Origin of the sequence: Rathayibacter sp. AY1G1 (genome assembly GCF_002932095.1) — a bacterium.
Classification (GTDB): domain Bacteria; phylum Actinomycetota; class Actinomycetes; order Actinomycetales; family Microbacteriaceae; genus Rathayibacter.
In genome coordinates, this window is sequence record NZ_PSUZ01000010.1 from 12,394 (window position 1) to 32,828 (window position 20,435).

Genomic DNA, 20,435 nt, shown 5'->3' on the forward strand with positions numbered 1-20,435 from the left:
GCCCTCAGCCGCGCCACTCCACGTCCACGCGCACCGCCTCCGCACCGAGCTCCAGCCCGCTCGACACCTCGCGCCCGTCGACCCGCAGCACCGCGTCGCGCAGCGTGCGCACCCGCGTCCCGCCCGCCGGTGCCAGCCACTCCGCGCCCGGCACCCGCCGCACCCACAGCGACGCCCGCCCCGGCGACCACTCCAGCCGGTCCACGACCACCCCGCCGCGCGCGCGCAGCCCCGTCACGGCACCCCGCGCCCACGCGGACGGCAGTGCCGGCAGCACCGTCAGCGTCTCGTCATCCGATCCCAGCAGCATCGCCGCCACGAGCCCCGGCAGTCCGCCGCTGGCGTCGAGGTTGAAGATCCGCCCCGCGTCGTGCCGGGTCGTCAGGGTCGGTGACCAGTGCTCGACCGCGAGCCACTCCGCGCAGGTCAGCGCCGCCTCCCCGTCACCCAGCGCCGCCGCCGCGACGCCCACCTGCACCAGCCCGAACGCCATCTCCATCCGCCCGGGAGGAGCGGTCGGCGCCTCGGCCCGCCACGCGATCTTCGCCGCCACCGTCGCCGCCGCGGCGGCCCGCAGCCGCACCGCGGAGGCGCCGGGGCCCTCGAAGGCCGCGTCGCCCGCGTACCAGAGCGGGTACAGCTGCGACGCGTGCCGGTGCGCTATCTCCTCCGCGAACCGCGGGTCGATCCACTCCGCCAGCGTGCCGTCCTCGGCGACCCGGTACTCCGGCAGCTCCGCGACCACCCGCGCCCAGCGCTCGTCGAGCGAGTCGTCGCCGCGGGCCCGGCCGAGCAGCGCCGTCGCCCGCGCGGCGTCCCGCAGCACGGCGACGTCGATCGTCGCATCGACCGCTATCGGCGAGCGCGCACCACCCGGTGTGTTCTCGGGGGAGTAGGAGGGGACGATCCGGCGCACCCCGTCGACCACGGTCGTCCCGGTCTCGGCGAAGCGCAGCACGCCCTCGGCCAGCTCCCACAGCCGGTCGTCGACGATGCCGCGGTCTCCCGTGGCCGCGACGGCGTCGGCGGCCAGGCGCAGCACCCAGCCGCCGCAGCCCGTCCAGAAGAGGTGCGGGTAGCTCGCCGCGAAGTGGTCCGCGCGGCCGTGCGTCGACATCCGCGACGGCAGCAGCATCCCCTCCGCCCCGTAGACCCGGCGCGCGTTGTCGCGGTAGTCGTCGAGGTGCGGGAGCACCAGCTCCAGGATCGACAGCGCCAGCTCGGGCGTGCCGGTCGGGATCATCCCCGCCATCGCTCCGTTCTGCACGTTGCCGTTCAGCGTGTAGTCGGCCGACCACGCCGGCCGCCAGGTGCCCTGCCAGACGCCCTGCAGCGTCGGCGGCAGCTCGCCGGTCGACGCGACGATGTTCGCGCGGCCGCTGAGGTACGCCAGCTCGACGACGCGGCGGCGCGCGCCCTCGTCGCCGGCACGCGCCTCCTCCCAGAGGTCCTCGGTGAGCACCGCGGAGGAGGCGCCGGCGAGATCGAGGGAGGAGGCGCCGACCAGCCGGCCGTGCCCGTGGCGCTGGGCCTCGCGCAGCTCCGCCCACGAGGCGTCGCCGCTCGTCGGCTCGCCGCCCGCACGCTCCCGGCCCGTCGGCTCGCCGCCCGCACGCTCCCGGCCCCCCGGCTCGTCGCCCGCCAGCGACAGATCGACGCGGAGGAGCGCGCCCGCCCCGGCCGCGACCGGCACCGTCGAGCGGGTCACGACGCCCTCCACGTCCCACGGCGCCCCGGTCGCCGCGGTGACCGTCGCGCGGATCCGCTCGCCCCCGGTCTCGGCGCTCCCGGTCCCGGCGACGGCCAGCAGTCGCCCGACCGCACCGCCCTCGACCGTCGCCTCGACCACGGCCGACGCGTCCGGCACGCCCGTGTCGAACGAGGTGGCGTCCCCGGCGCCCAGCCCGAGCTCGACCGTGCTCTCGCCGTCGCGCTCCGACTCCACCCGCAGCCGGACGCTCTCGCCCCCGTGCGGAGCGATCAGCCGCACCGCGTGCCGCCCGCCGTCGAGGTCGGTCCACTCGACCGCGACCTCGCCCAGCAGCGGGTCGAGCAGGCGCCGGCTCGACGCGACCCCGCCGACCGTGCGGATCGACAGCGTCGCGCACAACCCGAGCGGATCGGTCCAGATCAGGCCGCCGTCGTAGCCGCTCGCCCGCGCCCCGCGCTCGAGCAGGTCGCTCGCCGCGTCGGCGTCCCCGGCCAGCAGGGCGCTCCGCAGCTCGTCCCGCACCGGGGCGAGGTCCGGGGCGGCGGGCCGCGCGTTGACGGGGAGGAAGTAGCGCTCGTGCGCCAGCGAGACGGTGAGCGCGTCGGCCGGGCCGTGCACCACGGCGCCGACGCGGCCGCTGCCGACGATCAGGCCCTCCTCCCAGGTCGGGGCTGCGGTGGCGGTGACGAGGGTGGGCGTGCGCGACAGTGCGCCGTCGATAGGGGCGATGATCGGTTCCTTTCGGGCTCGCGGGAGTGCCTGATATGTTGCGTGGACCCTCAAATTACCTCTCCCGGTGCGATGGCGCGCGGGAGTCGAGAGTTAGGAATCCGCGATGACGCGACCGATCACCCTCTTCACCGGCCAGTGGGCGGACCTCCCCTTCGAGGAGGTGGCCCGCCTCGCGGGGGAGTGGGGCTACGACGGCCTCGAGATCGCCTGCTGGGGCGACCACATCGACGTCGCCCGCTGGGACGATGCGGAGTACGTGCAGAGCCGCAAGGACATCCTCGAGCGCAACGGCCTCCAGGTCTTCGCCATCTCGAACCACCTCACCGGCCAGGCGGTCTGCGACGACCCGATCGACGAGCGCCACCGCGACATCCTCAGCGACCGGGTCTGGGGCGACGGCGACCCCGAGGGCGTCCGGCAGCGCGCCGCCCAGGACCTCAAGGACACCGCCCGCTTCGCCGCCGCGCTCGGCGTGACGCAGGTCAACGGCTTTTCCGGCTCGTCGATCTGGAAGGGCGTGGCCATGTTCCCGCCCGCCTCCGACGAGTGGATCGCCGCCGGTTACCAGGACTTCGCCGACCGATGGAACCCGATCCTCGACGTCTTCGAGGAGGTCGGCGTCCGCTACGCGCTCGAGGTGCACCCGAGCGAGATCGCCTACGACTACTGGACCGCCAAGCGCACCCTCGAGACGATCGGCCACCGCGCCTCGTTCGGCTTCAACTTCGACCCGTCGCACTTCGTCTGGCAGCAGCTCGACAGCGTCGCGTTCGTGCTCGACTTCGCCGACCACATCTTCCACGTTCACGTGAAGGAGTCGGTCACCAACCTCGACGGCCGCAACGGCGTCCTCGGCTCGCACCTGCCGTGGGCGAACCCGCGCCGCGGGTGGACCTTCGTCTCGACCGGGCACGGCGCCGTTCCGTGGGAGCCGGTGTTCCGCGCGCTCAACGCGATCGGCTACACCGGCCCGACCAGTGTCGAGTGGGAGGACGCCGGCATGGACCGCCTCGACGGCGCCCCCGAGGCCCTGGCCTTTGTGAGGAAGCTCAACGCGATCACGCCGCCGGCCGACGCCTTCGACGCGGCGTTCTCGACCTCGCGCGACTGACGCCTCAAAGCCGAGCGTCTCGATCCCGCCGAAGACGGCCGTGCTCGGGACACTCGGCTTTCGTCGTGTGAGCGAGTCGAACAATTTAGCTAACCTGCGTCGAGTTCGAGGCGATCAAATCCACTGCCACGCGTCCTTCGATCTTGATACTTACGGCGCCGCGAAGCAATCCGAAACCTTGAACCGCATGCAGCGGTGTATCGTCAAAAGTGTGACACGGCAGATTATCCGCTAGAAATTTGTTGCACCGTTTAATCAACAGCGCATTGGGGAGGATCACAGAGTGAATGAACGCAGAGACACCGAACCCGAGAAGAAAGCACGCGTGGCGGGGCGGAAAGTGACGGGGCTTAGAAATGAATTGTTACATGCACAAGAAGCATCACTAGAGTTGGCAAAGCTTGGAGTCACCGAATTTGCCCGTCTCGACAACCGTGATTATCGTGCGTCGGTGATTGCCGAGCGACTTGGCATCAAGTCAGAAAATCGTTCCATTGCCCCAGCCCTCTATAGTGCCCTTGAGGACCTGAATAACTCCCTCGCGAAATTGCCAGAATCGCTCTCCGCGACAACCGAAGTAAAAGAAGGTTCTCCAACCTCCGCGCGGGACCGATCACAAGATGGCTCTATTTCTATTCCTGCCCCAGAAGGTTTTGCTGACGCTTTACGGCGAATTCACAGCATTCTCGCGGAGGCGTCGATGCCGCCGCGAATGGAGGGGGAAGCTATTGAGCAGTACTCGAGGATTAAGCGAAGCCGTTCTCGCTCGGACATGATGCTCGAATCCCTTTTCGTGTCCAGTATTGCTGAGTTCGAAATCTTCATTGCCAGATTGGTGGCAATTGGACTAGGGTACAACCCTGCGCCGTTGTATCAGGGTGGAAAGTCTTACGAACTCGCCGAAATCCGCAAACACGAGACCATTGAAAGCCTAGTAGCTAACGCTATCGATGACAAGGTCGATGATCTCATGCGTGACGGTCTAAGCGCCTGGATGAAATATCTGCAAAAAATTCTTCGCGCCGAGACTGACTGGATGACAAATTTACTTATCGAGGTATTCAACCGTCGGCACGTTCTAGTCCACGCAGGTGGGCGTGTTTCGCGGCAATACATCGACAGTGTAAGGCATATAGAACCTACTGTTGTGCTTAACTCGCGTCTTGAGGTCTCTTTCGCTTACCTAGAAGATTCGCAAAATCGTTTGCTCATAGTCGCCATTGCTCTGACGCAACTTGCCCGAGTGGCGATTGCCAATTCCCCCGAGGGGAAGAAGGCGGACAAATTTAGGCCCGACGAGGACTTCACTAAGTTCACATACGACCTGCTCCGGTTCGGACGGTCGGATGTGGTAGCAGACTTATTCCCCAGGATAGATTCGCTATTAACTGAATCTGTAACCATCGAATACTCTCGAGCGAACTGGTTTCATGCTCGAAAAATGCGTGACGGGGTCGCGGCCGTTCGTAAAGATGTCGAGGCGTGGGACGTAAGTGCTATGGATGAGCTTCTCGTCTTGGCCCGACTTTGTATCTTGGAGGATCTGGACGATGCGCGGCGCCTCGCCACTTCTTTATCAAAGAAAGGCAAGTTGTCGCCGACGCAGTTCCTCACGTGGCCAATACTCGAACCTTTGAGACGCGCGAAGAGCCTCGTGGTGTAATGCGCGATTCTCGGTGAGTACTTTCGCCGGTTCGATACTGCCCTCGGGCGAAGATCGGCTGAAGTAGTTAATTTTGTAAGATCTCGTTGTTGCGGCTTGTAACCATTTAAATGCCGAACAGTATGAAAAACCGTCGGCGATCGGAGTTGGAACATCAACTTTGAGGGGTAACTACCGCATCCCCACGTTCCGGCCTCGTTACAACTCGCCACGCGCCGCAACGAACGGACGGCCGACCCCCCGCAGGGAGCCGGCCGTCCGGCCTCGCAGGATCTACAGGCCCTGGGAGAGGCGGTAGTACGCCGCGTTCGAGCGGATGTCGGACTCGAAGCCGCGGAGGGTGGTCGACTCGTCGATCACGAGGAGCTCGACGCCGGCGATGCGGGCGAAGTCCTCCCACGCCTCCAGGCCGATCTGCGTCGTCATCACCGTGTGGTGCGCGGCACCGGCGGTGATCCAGGCGGCGGCGCTGGTGCCGAAGTCCGGAGCGGGCTGCCAGACGGCGCGGCCGACGGGCAGGTGCGGCAGCGTCTGGGGCGGCTCGACGTTCTGGACCTTGTTCGCGACCAGGCGGAAGCGCTCGCGGACGTCGCTCAGGGCGACCACCACGGCCGGGCCGGCGTCGGCGGTGAAGACCAGGCGCACCGGGTCCTCGCGGCCGCCGATGCCCAGCGGGTGGATCTCGAGCGAGGCGCGCTTCGACGACAGGGACGGCGACACCTCGAGCATGTGCGCGCCGAGGATGAGCTCCTCGCCGGGCGTCATGTCGTAGGTGTAGTCCTCCATCAGGCTGGTGCCGCCGGGGAGGCCGGCGCCCATGACGGCGGCGATGCGGATGAGGACGGCCGTCTTCCAGTCGCCCTCGCCGCCGAAGCCGTAGCCGTCGGCCATGAGGCGCTGCACGGCGAGTCCGGGGAGCTGGCGGAGCCCGCCGAGGTCCTCGAAGCTGTCGGTGAACGCCTCGAAGCCGCCCTCCTCCAGGAACGAGCGCAGGCCGATCTCGACCGCGGCGCCGTAGCGGAGCGACTCGTGGCGCTCGCCGCCGGGGAGCAGCTCGGGGACCACGTCGTAGCTCTCGAGGTACTCCGCGGCGAGGGCGTCGATCTGCTCGGAGGTGGCGGCGTCGACGCGCTCGACGAGCTCGTTCACGCCCCAGGTGTTGACGCTGACGCCGAGGCGGATCTCGGCCTCGGTCTTGTCGCCCTCGGTGACGGCGACGTTGCGCATGTTGTCGCCGAAGCGGGCGACCTTCATGCTCTGCGAGGCGGACCAGCCTGCGGCCGCGCGCGACCAGGTGCCGATGGCCTCGGTGACGCGGGCGTCGCTCGCGTGGCCGACGACCGTCTTCCGGGGCACGCTCATCCGGCTGAGGATGTAGCCGTGCTCGCGGTCGCCGTGCGCGGCCTGGTTGAGGTTCATGAAGTCGAAGTCGATGTCCTGCCACGGCAGGGCGACGTTCGCCTGGGTGTGGAAGTGCAGCAGCGGCTTGGCGAGCGCGTCGAAGCCGTGGATCCACATCTTCGAGGGGCTGAAGGTGTGCATCCAGGTGATGACGCCCACGACGGAGTCGTCGGAGTTCGCCTCGATCATGGTGCGGCGGATGGCGTCGGAGCTCTTCAGCACCGGCTTCCACTCGACGGTCACGGGGATCGCGCTCGCCTCGTTGAGCTGCGCGACGACGGCCTGCGACTGCTCGGCGACCTGGCGGAGGGTGTCCTCGCCGTAGAGGTCCTGGCTGCCGGTCAGGAACCAGACGGTGCGGGTGGCGAGGTCGGGGATGATGCTCTGGTACACGCTCATGCGATGGCTCCGGTGGGATTCTGTCCGTAGACGTTCTGGTAGCGGTCGAACAGGGCGTCGATCGACTCCTGCGGGATGGGGACGAGCTCGCCGCCCTGGCGCGCGAGGTGCACGGTGCGGGCGACGTCCTCGGCCATGACGGCCGCCTTGACGGCGTCCTTCGCGTCCTTGCCGATGGTGAAGACGCCGTGGTTCTGCATCAGGACCGCCCGCGAGCGGTGCCCGCTGAGGGTCGCGACGATGCCGCGGCCGATGGAGTCGTCGCCGATGATCGCGAACGGGCCGATGGGGATCTCCCCGCCGAACTCGTCGGCCATCGCGGTGATGACGCAGGGGATCGACTCGGCGCGGGCCGCCCACGCGGTCGCGTAGGTGGAGTGCGTGTGCACGACTCCGCCGACCTCGGGCATCTCGCGGTACACGTAGGCGTGCGCCGCGGTGTCGCTGGAGGGGCTGCGGTCGCTGCCGGGGGTGCCGGGGACGACGTTCCCGTCGAGGTCGCAGAGGATCATGTTCTCGGGCGCGAGGTCGTCGTAGGAGACGCCGCTGGGCTTGATCACGAAGAGGTCGGCACCGGGCACGCGGCCCGAGATGTTGCCGCCGGTCCAGATGACGAGGCCGTAGCGGACGAGCTCGGAGTGCAGCCGCGCGACGTCCTCGCGGACGCGGGCGATCGCCTCCTCGACGGCGGGGGTCTGGGTGGTCATGCGGTGGCTCCCTGGTTCTGCGGGTCGGTGAGGGTCTCGACGGCGGTCTGCTCGACGGCGAGGCCGGCGCGGTAGCGCTCGAGGTAGGCGGAGAAGCCGGCGACGTCGTCCGCGTCGGGGGCGACGGTCTCGAAGCCGGAGTCGCCGAAGACCTGATCGGTGAGGTACGCGTCGAGCGCGACTCCGCTCTGCAGGCGGTAGGCGGCGAGCACCGCCATGCCCCACGGGCCGCCCTCGGAGGCGGTCGCGGCGACCGAGACGGGGGCGTCGAGCGCGCCGGCGAGGAAGCGCTGGGCGACCCCGGCGGTGCGGAACATGCCTCCGTGCGCGAACATCTCGTCGATCCGCACGCCCTCGCCTGCGAGGACGCGCATGCCCAGCGCCAGGGTGCCGAACACGCCGTAGAGCTGCGCGCGCATGAAGTTGGCGAGCGTGAGGCGCGAGTCGGGGGTGCGCACGACGAGCGGGCGGCCCTCGACCAGGCCGGCGATCGGCTCGCCCGCGAGGTGGTTGTAGGCGAGCAGTCCGCCCGCGTCCGCCTCGCCCTCGAGCGCCTCGGCGAAGAGGGTGCCGTAGACGGCGTCGCTGTCGGAGGGTCCGCCGGACGCGGCGGCGAACCGCGAGAACAGGCCGACCCAGCCGGCGAGCTCGCTGGCTCCGTTGTTGCAGTGGACCATCGCGACGAGGTCGCCGGCGGGGGTCGCGACGAGGTCGAGCTCGTGGTGCACGCTCTCCAGTGGGCCCTCGAGGACGACCATGGCGAAGATGCTGGTGCCGGCGCTGACGTTGCCGGTGCGCGGGGCGACGGAGTTGGTCGCCACCATGCCGGTGCCGGCGTCGCCCTCGGGCGGGCAGGCGGGGGCGCCGGGTCGGAGGGAGCCGGTGGGGTCGAGCAGGAGCGCGCCCTCGGCGGTGAGCGAGCCGGCGTCGGCGCCCGCGGGGAGCACGGCGGGCAGCAGCTCGCGCAGCGGCTTCACGGCGCCGGCCGCGCGCTCGTCGTAGAGGTCGACGACGCGCTGGTCGTAGTCGCGGGTCGCCGGGTCGGTCGGGACCATCCCGGAGGCGTCGCCGACTCCGAGGACCTTCTCGCCGGTGAGGCGCCAGTGCACGTAGCCGGCGAGGGTTGTGAGGAAGTCGATCCGCTCGACGTGCGGCTCGGAGTCGAGGACCGCCTGGTGCAGGTGCGCGAGCGACCAGCGCAGCGGGATGTTGGCGCCGAACAGCTCGGTGAGCTCGGCCGACGCGGGGCCGGTGCTGGTGTTGCGCCAGGTGCGGAAGGGGACGAGCAGCCCGCCGTCCGCATCGAAGGGGAGGTAGCCGTGCATCATCGCCGAGACGCCGAGCGCCCCGACGGAGGAGAGCTGCACGCCGTGGCGCGAGGAGGCGTCGGCGACGAGGTCCGCGTAGGCGGCCTGGAGGCCCGCGTGGACGGCGTCGAGGGAGTAGGTCCAGCGGCGGTCGACGAACTGGTTCTCCCACTCGTGGCTGCCGACGGCGAGGACCACGGACGGGTCGGCCGCGTCGACCAGGCACGCCTTGATCCGGGTGGAGCCGAGCTCGATGCCGAGGGCGGTGGCGCCGCTCGTGATCACGTCGGCGGGGGTGGGCCTGCGCTGGTCCATCATGCTCCTCGCTCGGGCGATGTGACCGTTCACAAAGCCCCGGGTCAGCGTAGGCGAAACGGCTCGGGGTCGGCAAGCGAGGGGCCGCCCGACGGGGTCCGACTGCTCCTGCTCCGCCGCAAGCCCCTTCCGCCGGGGCCGCCCGCTTGGTCGCATGAGGCATGCGTGAGATCAGACTCGTCAGACTCGTCACCCGCCTCGAGAACGCCGCCGCCCTCGATCCGCTCGTCGGCCGGGTGAAGCGGGCCGTGAACGCGGTGGTCCGGCCGCAGCCGGTGCGGGACGTGTTGCACGGCGTCCCGGTCGGCCACCCCGTCCATCCGCTGCTCGTCCTCGTTCCCACCGGCGCCTGGGTGTCGGCGGCGGTGCTCGACCTGCTGCCGGGGAACCAGCGCGCGGCGAGGACCCTCGTCGGCGTCGGCGTGATCAGCGTCCTGCCGACCGCCGCCTCCGGCTTCACCGACTGGTCGGAGCTGCACGAGCAGCAGACCCGCGTCGGGCTGGTGCACTCGGCGGCCAACGTGGTCGCGACGGGCCTCTACGCCGCGTCGTGGGTGCAGCGCCGCCGCGGGCGCACCACGAGCGGGAAGGTGCTCGGGATGCTCGGACTCGCCGTCGTCTCGGGCGGCGGCTACCTGGGCGGCCACCTCAGCTACCGGCAGGCGGCGGGGGCGAACCACGCGGAGGACGTGCCGCACCGCTTCCCCTCGGGCTGGCAGGAGCTCGGCGCCCTGGCGGACCTGCCGGAGCGCACGCCGGTGAGGAGGGAGGTCGCGGGCCTCCCCCTGCTCGCCTTCCGGCGGGGCGAGCGGATCGACGTGCTCTCGAACGTCTGCAGCCACCTCTCGGGCCCGCTCGACGAGGGCGAGGTCTCGGCGGACGGCTCGGGGGAGGCGTGCGTCGCCTGCCCGTGGCACGGCAGCGCCTTCTCGCTCGAGACCGGCGAGGTGCTGCGGGGGCCGGCCACCTCGCCGCAGCCGCGGTTCCAGACTCGGGTGCGCGAGGGGCGCGTGGAGGTGCTGCTGCCGCACGCGGGGTGAGGCGGGGGCCGGTGCTGCTCAGGCCTGAGTCGTCGACGCCCGCTCCACCAGCACCGGCGGCACCGGGCGGCCGACGGCGGGCTCCTCGCCGCGCAGCTCCGCGAGCACGACGCCGATCGTGCGGCGGCCGACTTCCGCGAAGTCCTGGCGGATGGTGGTCAGCGGCGGCTGGTAGTGCGCCGCCTCGGGGACGTCGTCGAAGCCGACGACGCTGAGGTCCTCGGGCACGCGCAGTCCCCGCTCGGTGCAGGCGTGCAGGAGTCCGAGGGCCATCTGGTCGTTGCCGACGAACACCGCGGTCGGCAGAAGCGCGGCTCCGAGGAGGCGGAGGCCGGCGCGGTAGCCGGACTCGGCGCTCCAGTCGCCCTCCACGACGGCGACGGGGTCGAGGCCGGCCGCGCTCATCCCGGCGCCGAAGCCCTCGAGCCGCGCCTGCGCCTCCACCCAGTGCTGCGGACCGGCGAGGTGCGCGATGCGGGTGTGGCCGAGGCCGACGAGGTGCTCGGTCGCCAGTCGCGCTCCGGCCGCCTGGTCGACGAGGAGCAGGGAGTCGGCGCCGCGGTCCGTCGCGCCGAGCGTCACCGAGGGGACGCCGATCGCGAGGCTCTCGATCGCCTCCAGCGCGCGCTCCTGCGGGGCGAGGACCACGATCGCCTCCACCGACTCCCGCTGCAGGTGGGCGAGACCGTCGGCCAGCGACTCCGCGTCCGGCGCCGCGTTCACGACCGGGACCCGGTAGCCCGCGTCGCGCGCCGCCTGCTCGATCGCGGCCATCGCGGTGGCGGTGCCGTAGAAGCTGTGGCTCTCGGCGGCGAGGATCCCGATCAGGCCGGAGCGGCTCGTCGCCAGGGCGCGGGCGGCGGCGCTGGGGCGGAAGCCGAGGTCCTCGATCGCGGCGAGCACGCGCTCCCGGGTGCGCGGCCGCAGCTGGGGGCTGTCGTTGAGCACCCGCGAGACCGTCTGGTACGACACTCCGGCCCGCACCGCGACGTCGCGGATGGTCGGCGCGCGGTCGAGGGGCATGGCCACACCGTAGCGGTGCGTGCGCCCCCGCCCCCTCCTGCGAGACGCCTCCCGGGTGCGCGTTCGTCGGCGGGTCGCGTACCGGAGCGGCGTCCCGCGGGCGCGGGTCAGGGGCCGCCGAGCCAGTGGTCGATGCGGTGGTGGTCGGGGGTGAAGCCGTGGTCGACGCCCCAGAGGACGGCCTGCGTGCGGCTGGTCGCGCCGATCTTGCCGTAGACGCTGCGGATGTAGGACTTCACCGTGTTGGGGCTGAGGTAGGTGAGCGCGGCGACGTCGGCGTTGCTCTTGCCCTGCGTGATGAGCGCGAGGATCTCCGACTCCCGGTCGGTGATGCCCTCGTGGCGGCCCGGCCAGTCGAGGCCCGGTGCGCTGCCCGCCCGCCGCGGAGGATCGCTGACGACGACCTCGCCCGCCGCCACCCGCTCGAGCGCGGCCACCAGCTCCCGCGCCGGCAGGGTCTTGGAGAGGTAGCCGTGGACGCCCTGCTCGAGGGCGTCCGCGATGAGCGTCGGCGCGAAGTTCCAGGTGTAGACGACCACGTGCTCGGCCCGCTCGTTGCGCACCAGCTCCGCGATCTCGTGGTGGTCCGACTCCGGCTGGGCGAACGAGTCGTAGAGGACGACGTCGATCCGGTCGGAGAGGGAGGCGTTCGCGTCGATCTCGGCGACGACCACCCGGTCGCGGTAGTGGTCGAACATGTGCGCGAGGCCCGTGAGGACGACGTCGTAGTCGTCGACGAGCGCGACGGTGAGGGGCGCGCGGCGGGTCATGGTCGGACGCTACCGCACGGCTCGTCGGGGCGAGCACACCCCCAGGGGTGTACCGCCGCCTCCTCCGGGGTGGTTGCGTAGCCACCGGTCCCGCAACCGCGGAACCGATCAGCGGGCCCCCGCCCGCACAACGGAAGGACGACCGCCATGCTCGGTCTCATCATCAGCCTCATCGTCGTCGGACTCATCGCAGGAGCGCTGGCCCGCCTCATCGTTCCCGGGAAGCAGAGCATCAGCATCGGCATGACCATCGTGCTCGGCATCGTCGGCTCGTTCGTCGGCGGCTTCCTCGGCTTCCTGATCTTCCAGCACGACCCGATGGACGGCTTCTTCCAGCCCGCCGGCATCATCGGCTCGATCATCGGAGCGATCATCGTCCTGCTCGTCTACACCCGCTTCGCCGGCCGCTCCGCCGCGCGCCGCTGACCCGCAGCGCACGGCGACGGCGAGGTCGCCGCCGACCCGCGCTCCGCGGGCGTGCAGGCACCACGCTGACCGGCGGCCCCGGCCCGGCTCCCTCCACGGGCCGGGCCGTCGTGCTGTGCGCGGGGTGCCCGGGCGTCGTCCGCGGCCTCCGACGCTGCGTCCGGGGGTGCCGACGCTCCGTCCGCGGAGCCCGCGCCGCGTCCTCCGACCTCCGCGTATCAGCGGCGGAGTCCGCGGCTGACGCGTCGGTGGCTGCCGAGTCCGTCGCCGCAGAGTCCGCAGCCGCGCAGTCCGTCACCGCCCAGCCGCTGCGCACCGGGGTGCGCGATGCTCGGGCGATGCCGCTCGTCGTCCCCGATGCCCTCGTCCCGCTCGCGCTCCGGCTCGCCCGCGCGAACCGCACCTTCGTCAGCGCGGAGGGAGCCCGTCGCCGCATTCGGGAGCGCGCGCTCCGTCCCGCCTCCTACGGACCGCCGCCCCGCCTCCGGCCCGGCGTGCGCGTCGACGTGGAGCAGGTCGGCTCCTGGCCGGTCTACACGATCCGCCCGCGGGTGATCCGCGGCGGCGTCGTCTACGTCCACGGCGGCGGCTGGGTGAACGAGATCGCGCCCCAGCACTGGTGGCTCGCCGCCCGCATCGCCGACGAGGCCTCCGTCGCGGTGACCCTCCCGATCTACCCGCTCGTGCCCTTCGGCACAGCGCTCGAGGCGCGCGACGGTGTCCGCGCCCTGGTGCTGCGAAGTCTTGAGCGGCACGGGGCGACCTGCCTCGCCGGCGACTCTGCGGGCGGCCAGATCGCCCTCTCGACGGCCCTCGCCCTGCGCGACGAGGGGGTGGTCCTGCCGCGCACGACCCTCGTCTCGCCCGCACTCGACCTCTCCTGGAGCAACCCGCACATCCCCGAGGTGCAGCCGGCGGATCCGTGGCTCGGCACGCCGGGCGGTCGCGTCCTCGCCGAGAGCTGGCGCGGCTCCCTCGACCTGCTCGATCCCGTGGTCAGCCCGCTGTTCGGAGACCTGGCGGGCTTCGGTCCGCTCACCGTCTTCACCGGCACGCGTGACGTCCTCAATCCGGACGCCCACGTGCTGGCGGAGCGGGCGGCGGCCGCCGCGGTCCCGTTCGAGCTCCACGAGGCCGTCGGGCAGGTCCACGTGTACCCGCTCGTGCCCACGCGGGCCGGCCGCGAGGCGCAGCACGACCTTGTCGAGGGGCTCCGCGCGGCGGTCTGACCACCGGCCGGCCCAGGCGTCCGGCAGGCTCCTCTCAGTCCGTCTTCCGGACGGCGGACGGCGCCGCCGCCCGCTCGTCCACGACGTCGAGGCGAGCCAGCGCGTTCGCCGTCCCCCTGCGGCCCCGTGTCGCGACCAGGCCGATCATCGCGGCCGCCGCGAGGACGAAGGCGAGCAGCGACCAGAACCCGCCCTCGACGGCGAGCAGGGTCGACCAGCCGCCCGATCCCGCCGCCCAGCGCACGAGCCGCTGCCAGAGGAGCGGTCGCGGCTCGGGACGCAGGCGCACCACCGTCTCGCCGAGGGTCCGTCCGGACCGCAGCACGATCACCAGCTGGAGCAGCGGAGCGACGAACGGCAGGGCGCCGACAACCACGTCCCCGGGGCTCGAGCGCGTGTCCACCCCCGCGAGCACGAGGCCGACCCCGGTGATCGAGACGAGCGCGCCCGTGATGAGGCTCAGCGCGAGAACGTCGCAGAACATGCCGAACGCGCGGCGGCGGATCGTGACCGGGCGGGCCAGCTCCGGCACCGCGCCCTCGGCCCGGCGGGTGAAGAGGAGGAGGACGGGGGAGAGGAGGGTGCCGAGCAGGGCGCCGGCCGTGTTGGCCAGCAGGTCGTCGACGTCGAAGAGCCGGTAGGCGCACGGGTAGAGGAACCAGTCGCCCGTGAGCTGCGTGACCTCGATGAGGAGCGAGACGGCGAAGCCGACGGCGGTGCCGCCGATCATCCCGGCGACGAGGCGCCCGCGCAGAGCGAGGTGGCGGACGAGCATCCCGAGGGGGACGAAGAAGACCACGTTCAGGAGCACCTGCGCGGACGCGGGGTTCGTCAGCAGCGCGCGGGGCCCGTCGATCCCGCCCTCCTTCGCGATGTCGCCGACGAAGGCGAACAGGCGCAGCTGCGGACCCGATCCGGTGCGGCAGGCGGCGGTGACCGTCGCCTCGTCGGGCAGGGGGAGGAGCGTGTAGGTGACGAGGGCGAGCGCGTAGACCACGGCGGCGAAGGCCAGCACCGCGTTGCCGATCCCGAGGACGCCGCGCCGCCGGTACTGCAGGGCGGCCCAGGGCACGAGGCCCACGAGGGCGACGGCGGAGCCGAACAGGAGGGCGAGCACGGCGGAGGTCATGAGTCGACAGTAGGAGAGCGGAGGCCCTTCTCGACCGCCCGGCGCATCAGGGGCCTCTGACAGCGCGGTTCGTCCCTCCCCAGCGCGGGATCCGGGCGCTCCTCCACGGATCCGAGCGATCCCCGTCCGCCGCCTCCACGCCCTGCTAGCGTTTCCTGGGTCGCGTCCAAGAAACGCGTGCACCCCCGACCCCTCCACGAAAGACGTCATGCCGCTGCGCTCCCGCCTCCTCGCCCTCCCCGCCGCCGTCGCGGCCGCCGCGCTCCTGCTCAGCGGCTGCACCGCCGAGACGCCGGACGCCTCCAGCACCCCCGTCGACGGCGGGACGCTGACCTACGCGTCCGGCGACGCCGAGCCCACCTGCCTCGACCCGCACGTCGGCGGCAACTACCCGCAGGCGCTCCTCGCGACGCAGGTGCTCGAGTCGCTCGTCTCGCGCGACGCCGACGGCACCATCACGCCCTGGCTGGCCGAGTCATGGACCGTCTCGGACGACGCGCTCAGCTACGACTTCACCCTGCGCGAGGGCGCGACCTTCACCGACGGCACCGCCCTCGACGCGGAGGCGGTCGCCGCGAACATCGCGCACCTGCAGGACCCGGCGACCAAGTCCTCCACCGGCTACCTCGCCGTGGCGAAGGTCGCCTCCGTCACCGCGGTCTCGCCGACCGTGGCCCGCTTCACCCTGACCGCGCCGGACAGCGCGCTGCTCGAGTCGCTCGCGCAGCCGTGGACCGCGATCGAGTCGCCCGCCGGCATCGCTCGCGGCGAGGAGGCCAACTGCGAGGCGCCCGTCGGCACCGGCCCCTTCACCGTCTCGGAGTGGATCAAGCAGGACCACGTGACCCTCACCCGCAACGAGGCCTACGACGCGTCGACCGGCCCGACCGGGGACGGCCACGAGGGCCCCGCGCACCTGGCGAGCATCACCTGGCGCTTCATCCCCGACTCCGCCACCCGCTACGCGGCGCTGCAGTCGGGCGAGGTCGACGTGCTCGACAACGCCCAGCCCGACACTCTGAAGGCCGCGACCGGAGCCACGGACCTCGTCGAGCTCGACGCGCCCCGGCCCGGCTCGGTCAACCGCCTCGAGCTCAACTCCGGCCAGGCGCCGTTCGACGACGAGTCCGTCCGCGAGGCGTTCGTCCGCGGCGTCGGCGTGAACGACGCGATCGACTCCCTCTTCTTCGGCACCGCCGAGCGCTCCTACTCCCCGCTGTCCAGCCGCGAGGCGACCGCGTACTCCGACCCGTCGCTCTTCGAGGACGCCGGGTCCGACTCCGAGACGGCCGCCGCCGAGGATCTGCTCGAGAAGGCCGGCTGGGTGGACTCGGACGGCGACGGCATCCGCGAGAAGGACGGGACGCCGCTGACGCTGCGCTTCCCCGTCAGCACCAACCAGTCGATCCCGGCCGAGCAGTCGCTGTTCGAGCAGATCCAGGCCTCGGCGAAGACCCTCGGCTTCGACGTGCGGATCAGCCTGCTCGACCTGTCGAGCTGGTACACCGCGCTCGCGTCGAACGAGTACGAGCTGGTGAGCGCCCCGTACACGAAGGTCGGACCCGACGTGCTGCGGATCCTCTACTCCTCCTCGGGCATCACCCCCGCGCCGAGCGGCTACTTCGCCAACCACGCGCAGATCGCCGACCCCGCGCTCGACTCGCTGCTCGAGCAGGCGAGCGCCACGACCGACGAGGACGCCCGCGCCGACCTGTACGAGCAGGCCCAGCGGATCGTCCTCGAGGGCTACTGGATCCTGCCGCTCTACGACCAGCAGAACCACTACCTGCACCGGTCGGCCGTCCAGGGCCTCGTCGCCCTCGACACCGTGTCGACCCCCTGGTTCGCCGACGCCTGGGTCTGACCCGGCTCCGCGGAGCCGCCTGCACCGATCGATGAGCGGACGCATGCCGGTCGAGTAGTCGCCGCGGCGGCGCATCGAGACCCCGCGATCGGGACGGGCGGATCTCGATGCGCCCGCTCCGCGGGCTGCTCGATCAGCAGGGATCCGTCCTCCATGCTGGTCGAGTAGCCGCCGACGGTCGCGCATCGAGACCCCGTGCTCCGGAGGGAGCGGACCTCGACGAAGCCCCGCCCCTCCATCGCCCCGACCAGAGAGGACGCCCGCCCGCATGATCCGCCGCGTGCTCCTCCGCCTCGGCGGCGCCCTCGTGGTGCTGTGGGCCGTCGCGACCGCCGTCTTCGTCCTCATCCGCCTCGTCCCCGGCGATCCGGCGCAGGCGATCCTCGGCGGTCCGGGCTCGCAGGCGTCGCCCGAGGCGCTCGCCGCGGTGCGGGAGCAGTACGGCCTCGACCAGCCGCTCCTCGTGCAGTACCTGGTGCAGCTCGGCAGGCTCGCGCGCGGCGACCTCGGCACCTCCTACTCCCTGCGCACTCCCGTCGCGCAGATCCTCGGCGAGCAGCTGCCCGGCACCCTCCTGCTCGCCGTGCTCGCGCTCACCGCCGCATGGATCCTCGCGCTCGCGACCGCCCTCTGGTCGACCCGGGGCGGCCGCCTCGCCGCCGCGGTCGGGTCCGGCCTCGAGCTCACGGCGGCCGCGCTCCCGCACTTCTGGCTGGCGACCGTGCTGATCGCCGTCTTCGCGACCGCGCTGCGCTGGCTGCCCCCGGTCAGCACCGGGTCGCCCGCCGGGCTGGTGCTGCCGACGCTCACCCTCGCGATCCCGCTGGCGGGCTTCCTCGGCCAGGTGATGCGCCGCTCCCTCCTCGACGCGCTGGAGTCGCCGTTCGTGCTCGCCGCTCGGGCGCGCGGCGAGGGCGAGTTCGGCGTCCGCGCCCGCCACGCCCTGCGCCACGCGGTGCTGCCAGGGGTCTCGCTCTCGGGCTGGGCGTTCGGCTACCTGATCGGCGGGGCCGTGGTGGTCGAGACGATCTTCGCGAGGCCGGGGCTCGGCCGGACTCTGCTCGCGGCGGTGACCGTCCGTGACGTGCCGGTGGTGACGGGTGTCGTGCTGGTCACGGCGCTGGCGTACATCGTCGTGACCCTCGCCACCGATCTGCTGACGCGCGTGATCGACCCGCGGCTGGCCCGGCGGGAGGCGGTCGCGTGAGCGAGCTCGAGCTGCGCGCCGCCCGCCCGCTCCGCCGGGGTCCCTCCCGCCTCCGCGCCGGCGAGGTGCTGGCCGCGGTCTTCGTGGTGCTGCTCCTGCTCGCCGCCGTCGCGCCCGGGCTGCTCGCCCCCTCCGATCCGCTCGCCGTCGCCCCGCGCGACGCCTTCACCCCACCGGGTGCCGCCCACCTGCTCGGCACCGACGAGTCCGGTCGCGACGTCCTCAGCCGCCTCATCGCGGGGGCGGGCGCATCCCTCCTGATCGGCGCCAGCGCCACCGCGATCGGCCTCGTCCTCGGCGCGGTGCTCGGGGTGGTCGCGGCGTTCGGCGGCCGCGTCGTCGACGGCGTGATCGGCCGCGTGCTCGAGGTGCTCTTCGCCTTCCCCGCGCTCCTGCTCGCGCTGCTCGTGATCGTGGTCACGGGTCCCGGAGTCGTCCCCGCCACCATCGCGGTCGGCCTCTCCACCGCGCCGGGGTACGCCCGCATCCTGCGCACGCAGCTGCTCGGCATCCGCGACTCCGGCTACGTCGAGGCGGCGCGCGTGCTGGGGCACGGGCCCGTCCGGATCCTCGTCCGGCACGTCCTCCCCAACACCTTCGGGCCGCTCGCCGTGCTGGCGACCCTCGGCGTCGGCCAGGCGATCGTCTGGGCCTCGGCCCTCAGCTACCTGGGCCTGGGCGCCGAGCCGCCCGCGCCGGAGTGGGGCGCGATGCTCTCGGCGGGCCGCACCTACCTCTCGAGCGCGTGGTGGCTGACCGTGTTCCCGGGGCTGGCGATCGTGCTGACCACGATCGCGACGACGGTCCTCGGCGGGCGTCTGCGGGGTGCGCGGTGAGCGCGGTCGTCGTCGAGGGGCTCCGGGTCGCCTTCGACGGAGTCGAGGTGGTGCACGGGGTCTCGTTCCGCGTGGAGCCGGGGGAGTGCGTCGCGATCGTCGGCGAGTCCGGGTCGGGCAAGAGCGTCACCGCGCGAGCGCTGCTGGGGCTGAGCGGAGGCGCCGTGACCGGGAGCGTCCGCGTCGGCGGGACCGAGGTGGTCGGAGCGGGCGAGCGGGAGCTGCGGCGGCTGCGCGGCGGATCCGTCGGCTTCGTCCCGCAGGACGCGCTGCTCTCGCTCGACCCGCTGCGCCCGATCGGCCGCGAGATCGGCGACGTGCTCCGCCTCCACGGCCGCCTCCCCGCGGCCGAGCGCGCGCAGCGGACGGTCGAGGCCCTGGCGAGCGTCGGCATGCCGGAGCCGGCCGAGCGGATGCGGGAGCGCTCCGGCGACCTCTCCGGCGGGCTCCGCCAGCGCGCCCTCCTCGCGGCGGCCGTGGCGCTCGATCCGCCGCTGCTCGTCGCCGACGAGCCGACCACCGCGCTCGACGTGACCGTCCAGGCCCGCGTGCTCGAGCTCTTCGCCGAGCAGAAGGTGCGCGGCCGGGCGCTCGTCCTGGTCTCGCACGACCTCGCGGTGGTGGCGGGCCTCGCCGACCGCATCCTCGTGCTGGCCGACGGCCGCGTGGTGGAGGAGGGGACCGCGGCCGAGGTGCTGCGCGCGCCCCGCAGCCCCGAGGCCCGCGCGCTCGTGGCCGCTGTCCCCGCAGGGCGCCCGCGCGGTTCCCGGCTCACCGACCCGACCGCACCGGCGACCCCGCCCGAGACTCCCGGCGAGGTCGTGGTCGCGGCCCGCGGACTCGCCGCCCGCTTCCCGCTGCCCGGCGGAGGAGTGCGGGTCGCGGTCGACGACGTCGACCTCCGGCTGCGGCGCGGCGAGACCGTGGGGCTCGTCGGCGAGTCCGGGTCGGGCAAGAGCACGGTGGCCCGGCTCGTGCTGGCGCTGCGGCGTCCGGACGCGGGCGCCGTCGAGCTGTTCGGCGAGCCGTGGTCGGCAGCGACCGAGCGCTCCCGCCGTCCCCGCCGCCCGCGGATCGGCGCCGTCTACCAGGACAGCCTCTCCTCGTTCGACCCGCGCTGGAGCGTCGGCCGCCTCCTCCGCGACGCCGGCGCCGCCTCCGTGCCCGCGCTGCTCGAGAGCGTGGGGCTCGACCCCGCCCTGGAGCGGCGCTCGCCGCGGACCCTCTCCGGCGGTCAGCGCCAGCGCGTCTCGATCGCCCGGGCGCTGGCGACGCGCCCCGACGTGCTGATCTGCGACGAGCCCGTCTCGGCCCTCGACGTGTCGGTGCAGGCGCAGATCCTCGACCTGCTCGACGACCTGCAGCGCCGTCACGGCCTCGCCCTCCTCCTCATCTCGCACGACCTCGGCGTGATCGCCCACATGAGCGATCGCATCGCCGTGATGCGCGAGGGTCGGATCGTCGAGGCGGGGCCGGCCGCGTCGCTCCTCGCCGCGCCGCAGGAGGAGTACACGCGCCGCCTGCTCGCCGCCGCCCCGCGCCTCGAGCGCTGAGCCGTCCGCGGC

16 protein-coding genes are annotated in these 20,435 nt (G+C 72.4%); 9 read left to right on the top strand and 7 right to left on the bottom strand.

Annotation, left to right across the window (positions count from 1 at the left end):
* Positions 1–4: 4 nt before the first annotated feature.
* Positions 5–2,494 carry a glycoside hydrolase family 95-like protein gene (locus tag C5C36_RS07175; RefSeq protein ID WP_104309474.1) on the bottom strand — a complete coding sequence of 830 codons (2,490 nt, stop codon included), beginning with the start codon at positions 2,492–2,494 and terminating at the stop codon, positions 5–7.
* Between the two features lie 52 nt (positions 2,495–2,546).
* Between C5C36_RS07175 and C5C36_RS07180 the strand changes: the two genes are divergently transcribed.
* Positions 2,547–3,554: a sugar phosphate isomerase/epimerase gene (locus C5C36_RS07180; protein WP_104309475.1), complete on the top strand. Its 1,008-nt coding sequence runs from the start codon at positions 2,547–2,549 to the stop codon at positions 3,552–3,554.
* Between the two features lie 283 nt (positions 3,555–3,837).
* Positions 3,838–5,217, top strand: a complete 1,380-nt coding sequence (locus C5C36_RS17320) for a hypothetical protein (protein ID WP_146085315.1) — start codon at positions 3,838–3,840, stop codon at positions 5,215–5,217.
* A gap of 273 nt (positions 5,218–5,490) precedes the next feature.
* Here the strand turns inward: C5C36_RS17320 and araA are convergent, their stop codons facing one another.
* Genes araA through C5C36_RS07195 form a run of 3 tightly spaced genes read right to left on the bottom strand, consistent with a single transcriptional unit; the run spans position 5,491 to position 9,346 of the window.
* Entirely contained in the window at positions 5,491–7,017 is a 1,527-nt protein-coding gene (araA, locus tag C5C36_RS07185; RefSeq protein ID WP_104309476.1) for an L-arabinose isomerase, read from the bottom strand.
* Positions 7,014–7,724, bottom strand: a complete 711-nt coding sequence (locus tag C5C36_RS07190) for an L-ribulose-5-phosphate 4-epimerase (protein ID WP_104224687.1) — start codon at positions 7,722–7,724, stop codon at positions 7,014–7,016. Before C5C36_RS07190 ends, araA begins: the two co-directional genes overlap by 4 nt.
* Entirely contained in the window at positions 7,721–9,346 is a 1,626-nt protein-coding gene (locus C5C36_RS07195) for a xylulokinase (protein WP_104248018.1), read from the bottom strand. Before C5C36_RS07195 ends, C5C36_RS07190 begins: the two co-directional genes overlap by 4 nt.
* A 161-nt stretch (positions 9,347–9,507) precedes the next feature.
* On the opposite strand from C5C36_RS07195, the gene C5C36_RS07200 reads away from it, so the two are divergent.
* Positions 9,508–10,386 (top strand): Rieske 2Fe-2S domain-containing protein, encoded by an 879-nt coding sequence (locus C5C36_RS07200; protein ID WP_104308061.1) that lies wholly within the window; start codon positions 9,508–9,510, stop codon positions 10,384–10,386.
* A gap of 18 nt (positions 10,387–10,404) precedes the next feature.
* Here the strand turns inward: C5C36_RS07200 and C5C36_RS07205 are convergent, their stop codons facing one another.
* Complete coding sequence (locus tag C5C36_RS07205; RefSeq protein ID WP_104308079.1) at positions 10,405–11,409, bottom strand: LacI family DNA-binding transcriptional regulator; 1,005 nt, start codon at positions 11,407–11,409, stop codon at positions 10,405–10,407.
* Positions 11,410–11,516: 107 nt separating this feature from the next.
* Positions 11,517–12,179: a response regulator transcription factor gene (locus C5C36_RS07210; protein WP_104225041.1), complete on the bottom strand. Its 663-nt coding sequence runs from the start codon at positions 12,177–12,179 to the stop codon at positions 11,517–11,519.
* A gap of 147 nt (positions 12,180–12,326) precedes the next feature.
* Here C5C36_RS07210 and C5C36_RS07215 point away from each other — a divergent pair, with 147 nt between their 5' ends.
* Positions 12,327–12,605: a GlsB/YeaQ/YmgE family stress response membrane protein gene (locus C5C36_RS07215; protein WP_104225042.1), complete on the top strand. Its 279-nt coding sequence runs from the start codon at positions 12,327–12,329 to the stop codon at positions 12,603–12,605.
* A gap of 248 nt (positions 12,606–12,853) precedes the next feature.
* Complete coding sequence (locus tag C5C36_RS07220) at positions 12,854–13,834, top strand: alpha/beta hydrolase fold domain-containing protein (protein ID WP_258072217.1); 981 nt, start codon at positions 12,854–12,856, stop codon at positions 13,832–13,834.
* A gap of 34 nt (positions 13,835–13,868) precedes the next feature.
* Here the strand turns inward: C5C36_RS07220 and C5C36_RS07225 are convergent, their stop codons facing one another.
* Positions 13,869–14,963 (bottom strand): VanZ family protein, encoded by a 1,095-nt coding sequence (locus C5C36_RS07225; protein ID WP_181133787.1) that lies wholly within the window; start codon positions 14,961–14,963, stop codon positions 13,869–13,871.
* 208 nt (positions 14,964–15,171) lie between these two features.
* Here C5C36_RS07225 and C5C36_RS07230 point away from each other — a divergent pair, with 208 nt between their 5' ends.
* The 4 genes from C5C36_RS07230 (at position 15,172) to C5C36_RS07245 (ending at position 20,423) form a co-directional block, all read left to right on the top strand.
* Positions 15,172–16,827 carry an ABC transporter substrate-binding protein gene (locus tag C5C36_RS07230; protein WP_104309478.1) on the top strand — a complete coding sequence of 552 codons (1,656 nt, stop codon included), beginning with the start codon at positions 15,172–15,174 and terminating at the stop codon, positions 16,825–16,827.
* Between the two features lie 268 nt (positions 16,828–17,095).
* Positions 17,096–18,034, top strand: coding sequence for an ABC transporter permease (locus C5C36_RS07235; protein WP_104226048.1), 939 nt, complete (start codon positions 17,096–17,098; stop codon positions 18,032–18,034).
* On the top strand, positions 18,031–18,870 hold the full coding sequence (locus tag C5C36_RS07240; RefSeq protein WP_104226047.1) for an ABC transporter permease: 840 nt from the start codon (positions 18,031–18,033) through the stop codon (positions 18,868–18,870). The genes C5C36_RS07235 and C5C36_RS07240 overlap by 4 nt, the downstream gene beginning before the upstream one ends.
* On the top strand, positions 18,867–20,423 hold the full coding sequence (locus tag C5C36_RS07245; protein ID WP_104309479.1) for an ABC transporter ATP-binding protein: 1,557 nt from the start codon (positions 18,867–18,869) through the stop codon (positions 20,421–20,423). The genes C5C36_RS07240 and C5C36_RS07245 overlap by 4 nt, the downstream gene beginning before the upstream one ends.
* Positions 20,424–20,435: the final 12 nt, after the last annotated feature.

Excerpts from the sequence above, each read along its gene's own strand:
- C5C36_RS07195 (WP_104248018.1), bottom strand. The coding sequence starts at position 9,346 with ATGGACCAGCGCAGGCCCACCCCCGCCGACGTGATCACGAGCGGCGCC.
- C5C36_RS07205 (WP_104308079.1), bottom strand. The coding sequence starts at position 11,409 with ATGCCCCTCGACCGCGCGCCGACCATCCGCGACGTCGCGGTGCGGGCC.
- C5C36_RS07235 (WP_104226048.1), top strand. The coding sequence starts at position 17,096 with ATGATCCGCCGCGTGCTCCTCCGCCTCGGCGGCGCCCTCGTGGTGCTG.
- C5C36_RS07180 (WP_104309475.1), top strand. The coding sequence starts at position 2,547 with ATGACGCGACCGATCACCCTCTTCACCGGCCAGTGGGCGGACCTCCCC.
- C5C36_RS07210 (WP_104225041.1), bottom strand. The coding sequence starts at position 12,179 with ATGACCCGCCGCGCGCCCCTCACCGTCGCGCTCGTCGACGACTACGAC.
- C5C36_RS07200 (WP_104308061.1), top strand. The coding sequence starts at position 9,508 with ATGCGTGAGATCAGACTCGTCAGACTCGTCACCCGCCTCGAGAACGCC.
- C5C36_RS07225 (WP_181133787.1), bottom strand. The coding sequence starts at position 14,963 with ATGACCTCCGCCGTGCTCGCCCTCCTGTTCGGCTCCGCCGTCGCCCTC.
- C5C36_RS07190 (WP_104224687.1), bottom strand. The coding sequence starts at position 7,724 with ATGACCACCCAGACCCCCGCCGTCGAGGAGGCGATCGCCCGCGTCCGC.
- C5C36_RS07215 (WP_104225042.1), top strand. The coding sequence starts at position 12,327 with ATGCTCGGTCTCATCATCAGCCTCATCGTCGTCGGACTCATCGCAGGA.
- C5C36_RS07230 (WP_104309478.1), top strand. The coding sequence starts at position 15,172 with ATGCCGCTGCGCTCCCGCCTCCTCGCCCTCCCCGCCGCCGTCGCGGCC.
- araA (WP_104309476.1), bottom strand. The coding sequence starts at position 7,017 with ATGAGCGTGTACCAGAGCATCATCCCCGACCTCGCCACCCGCACCGTC.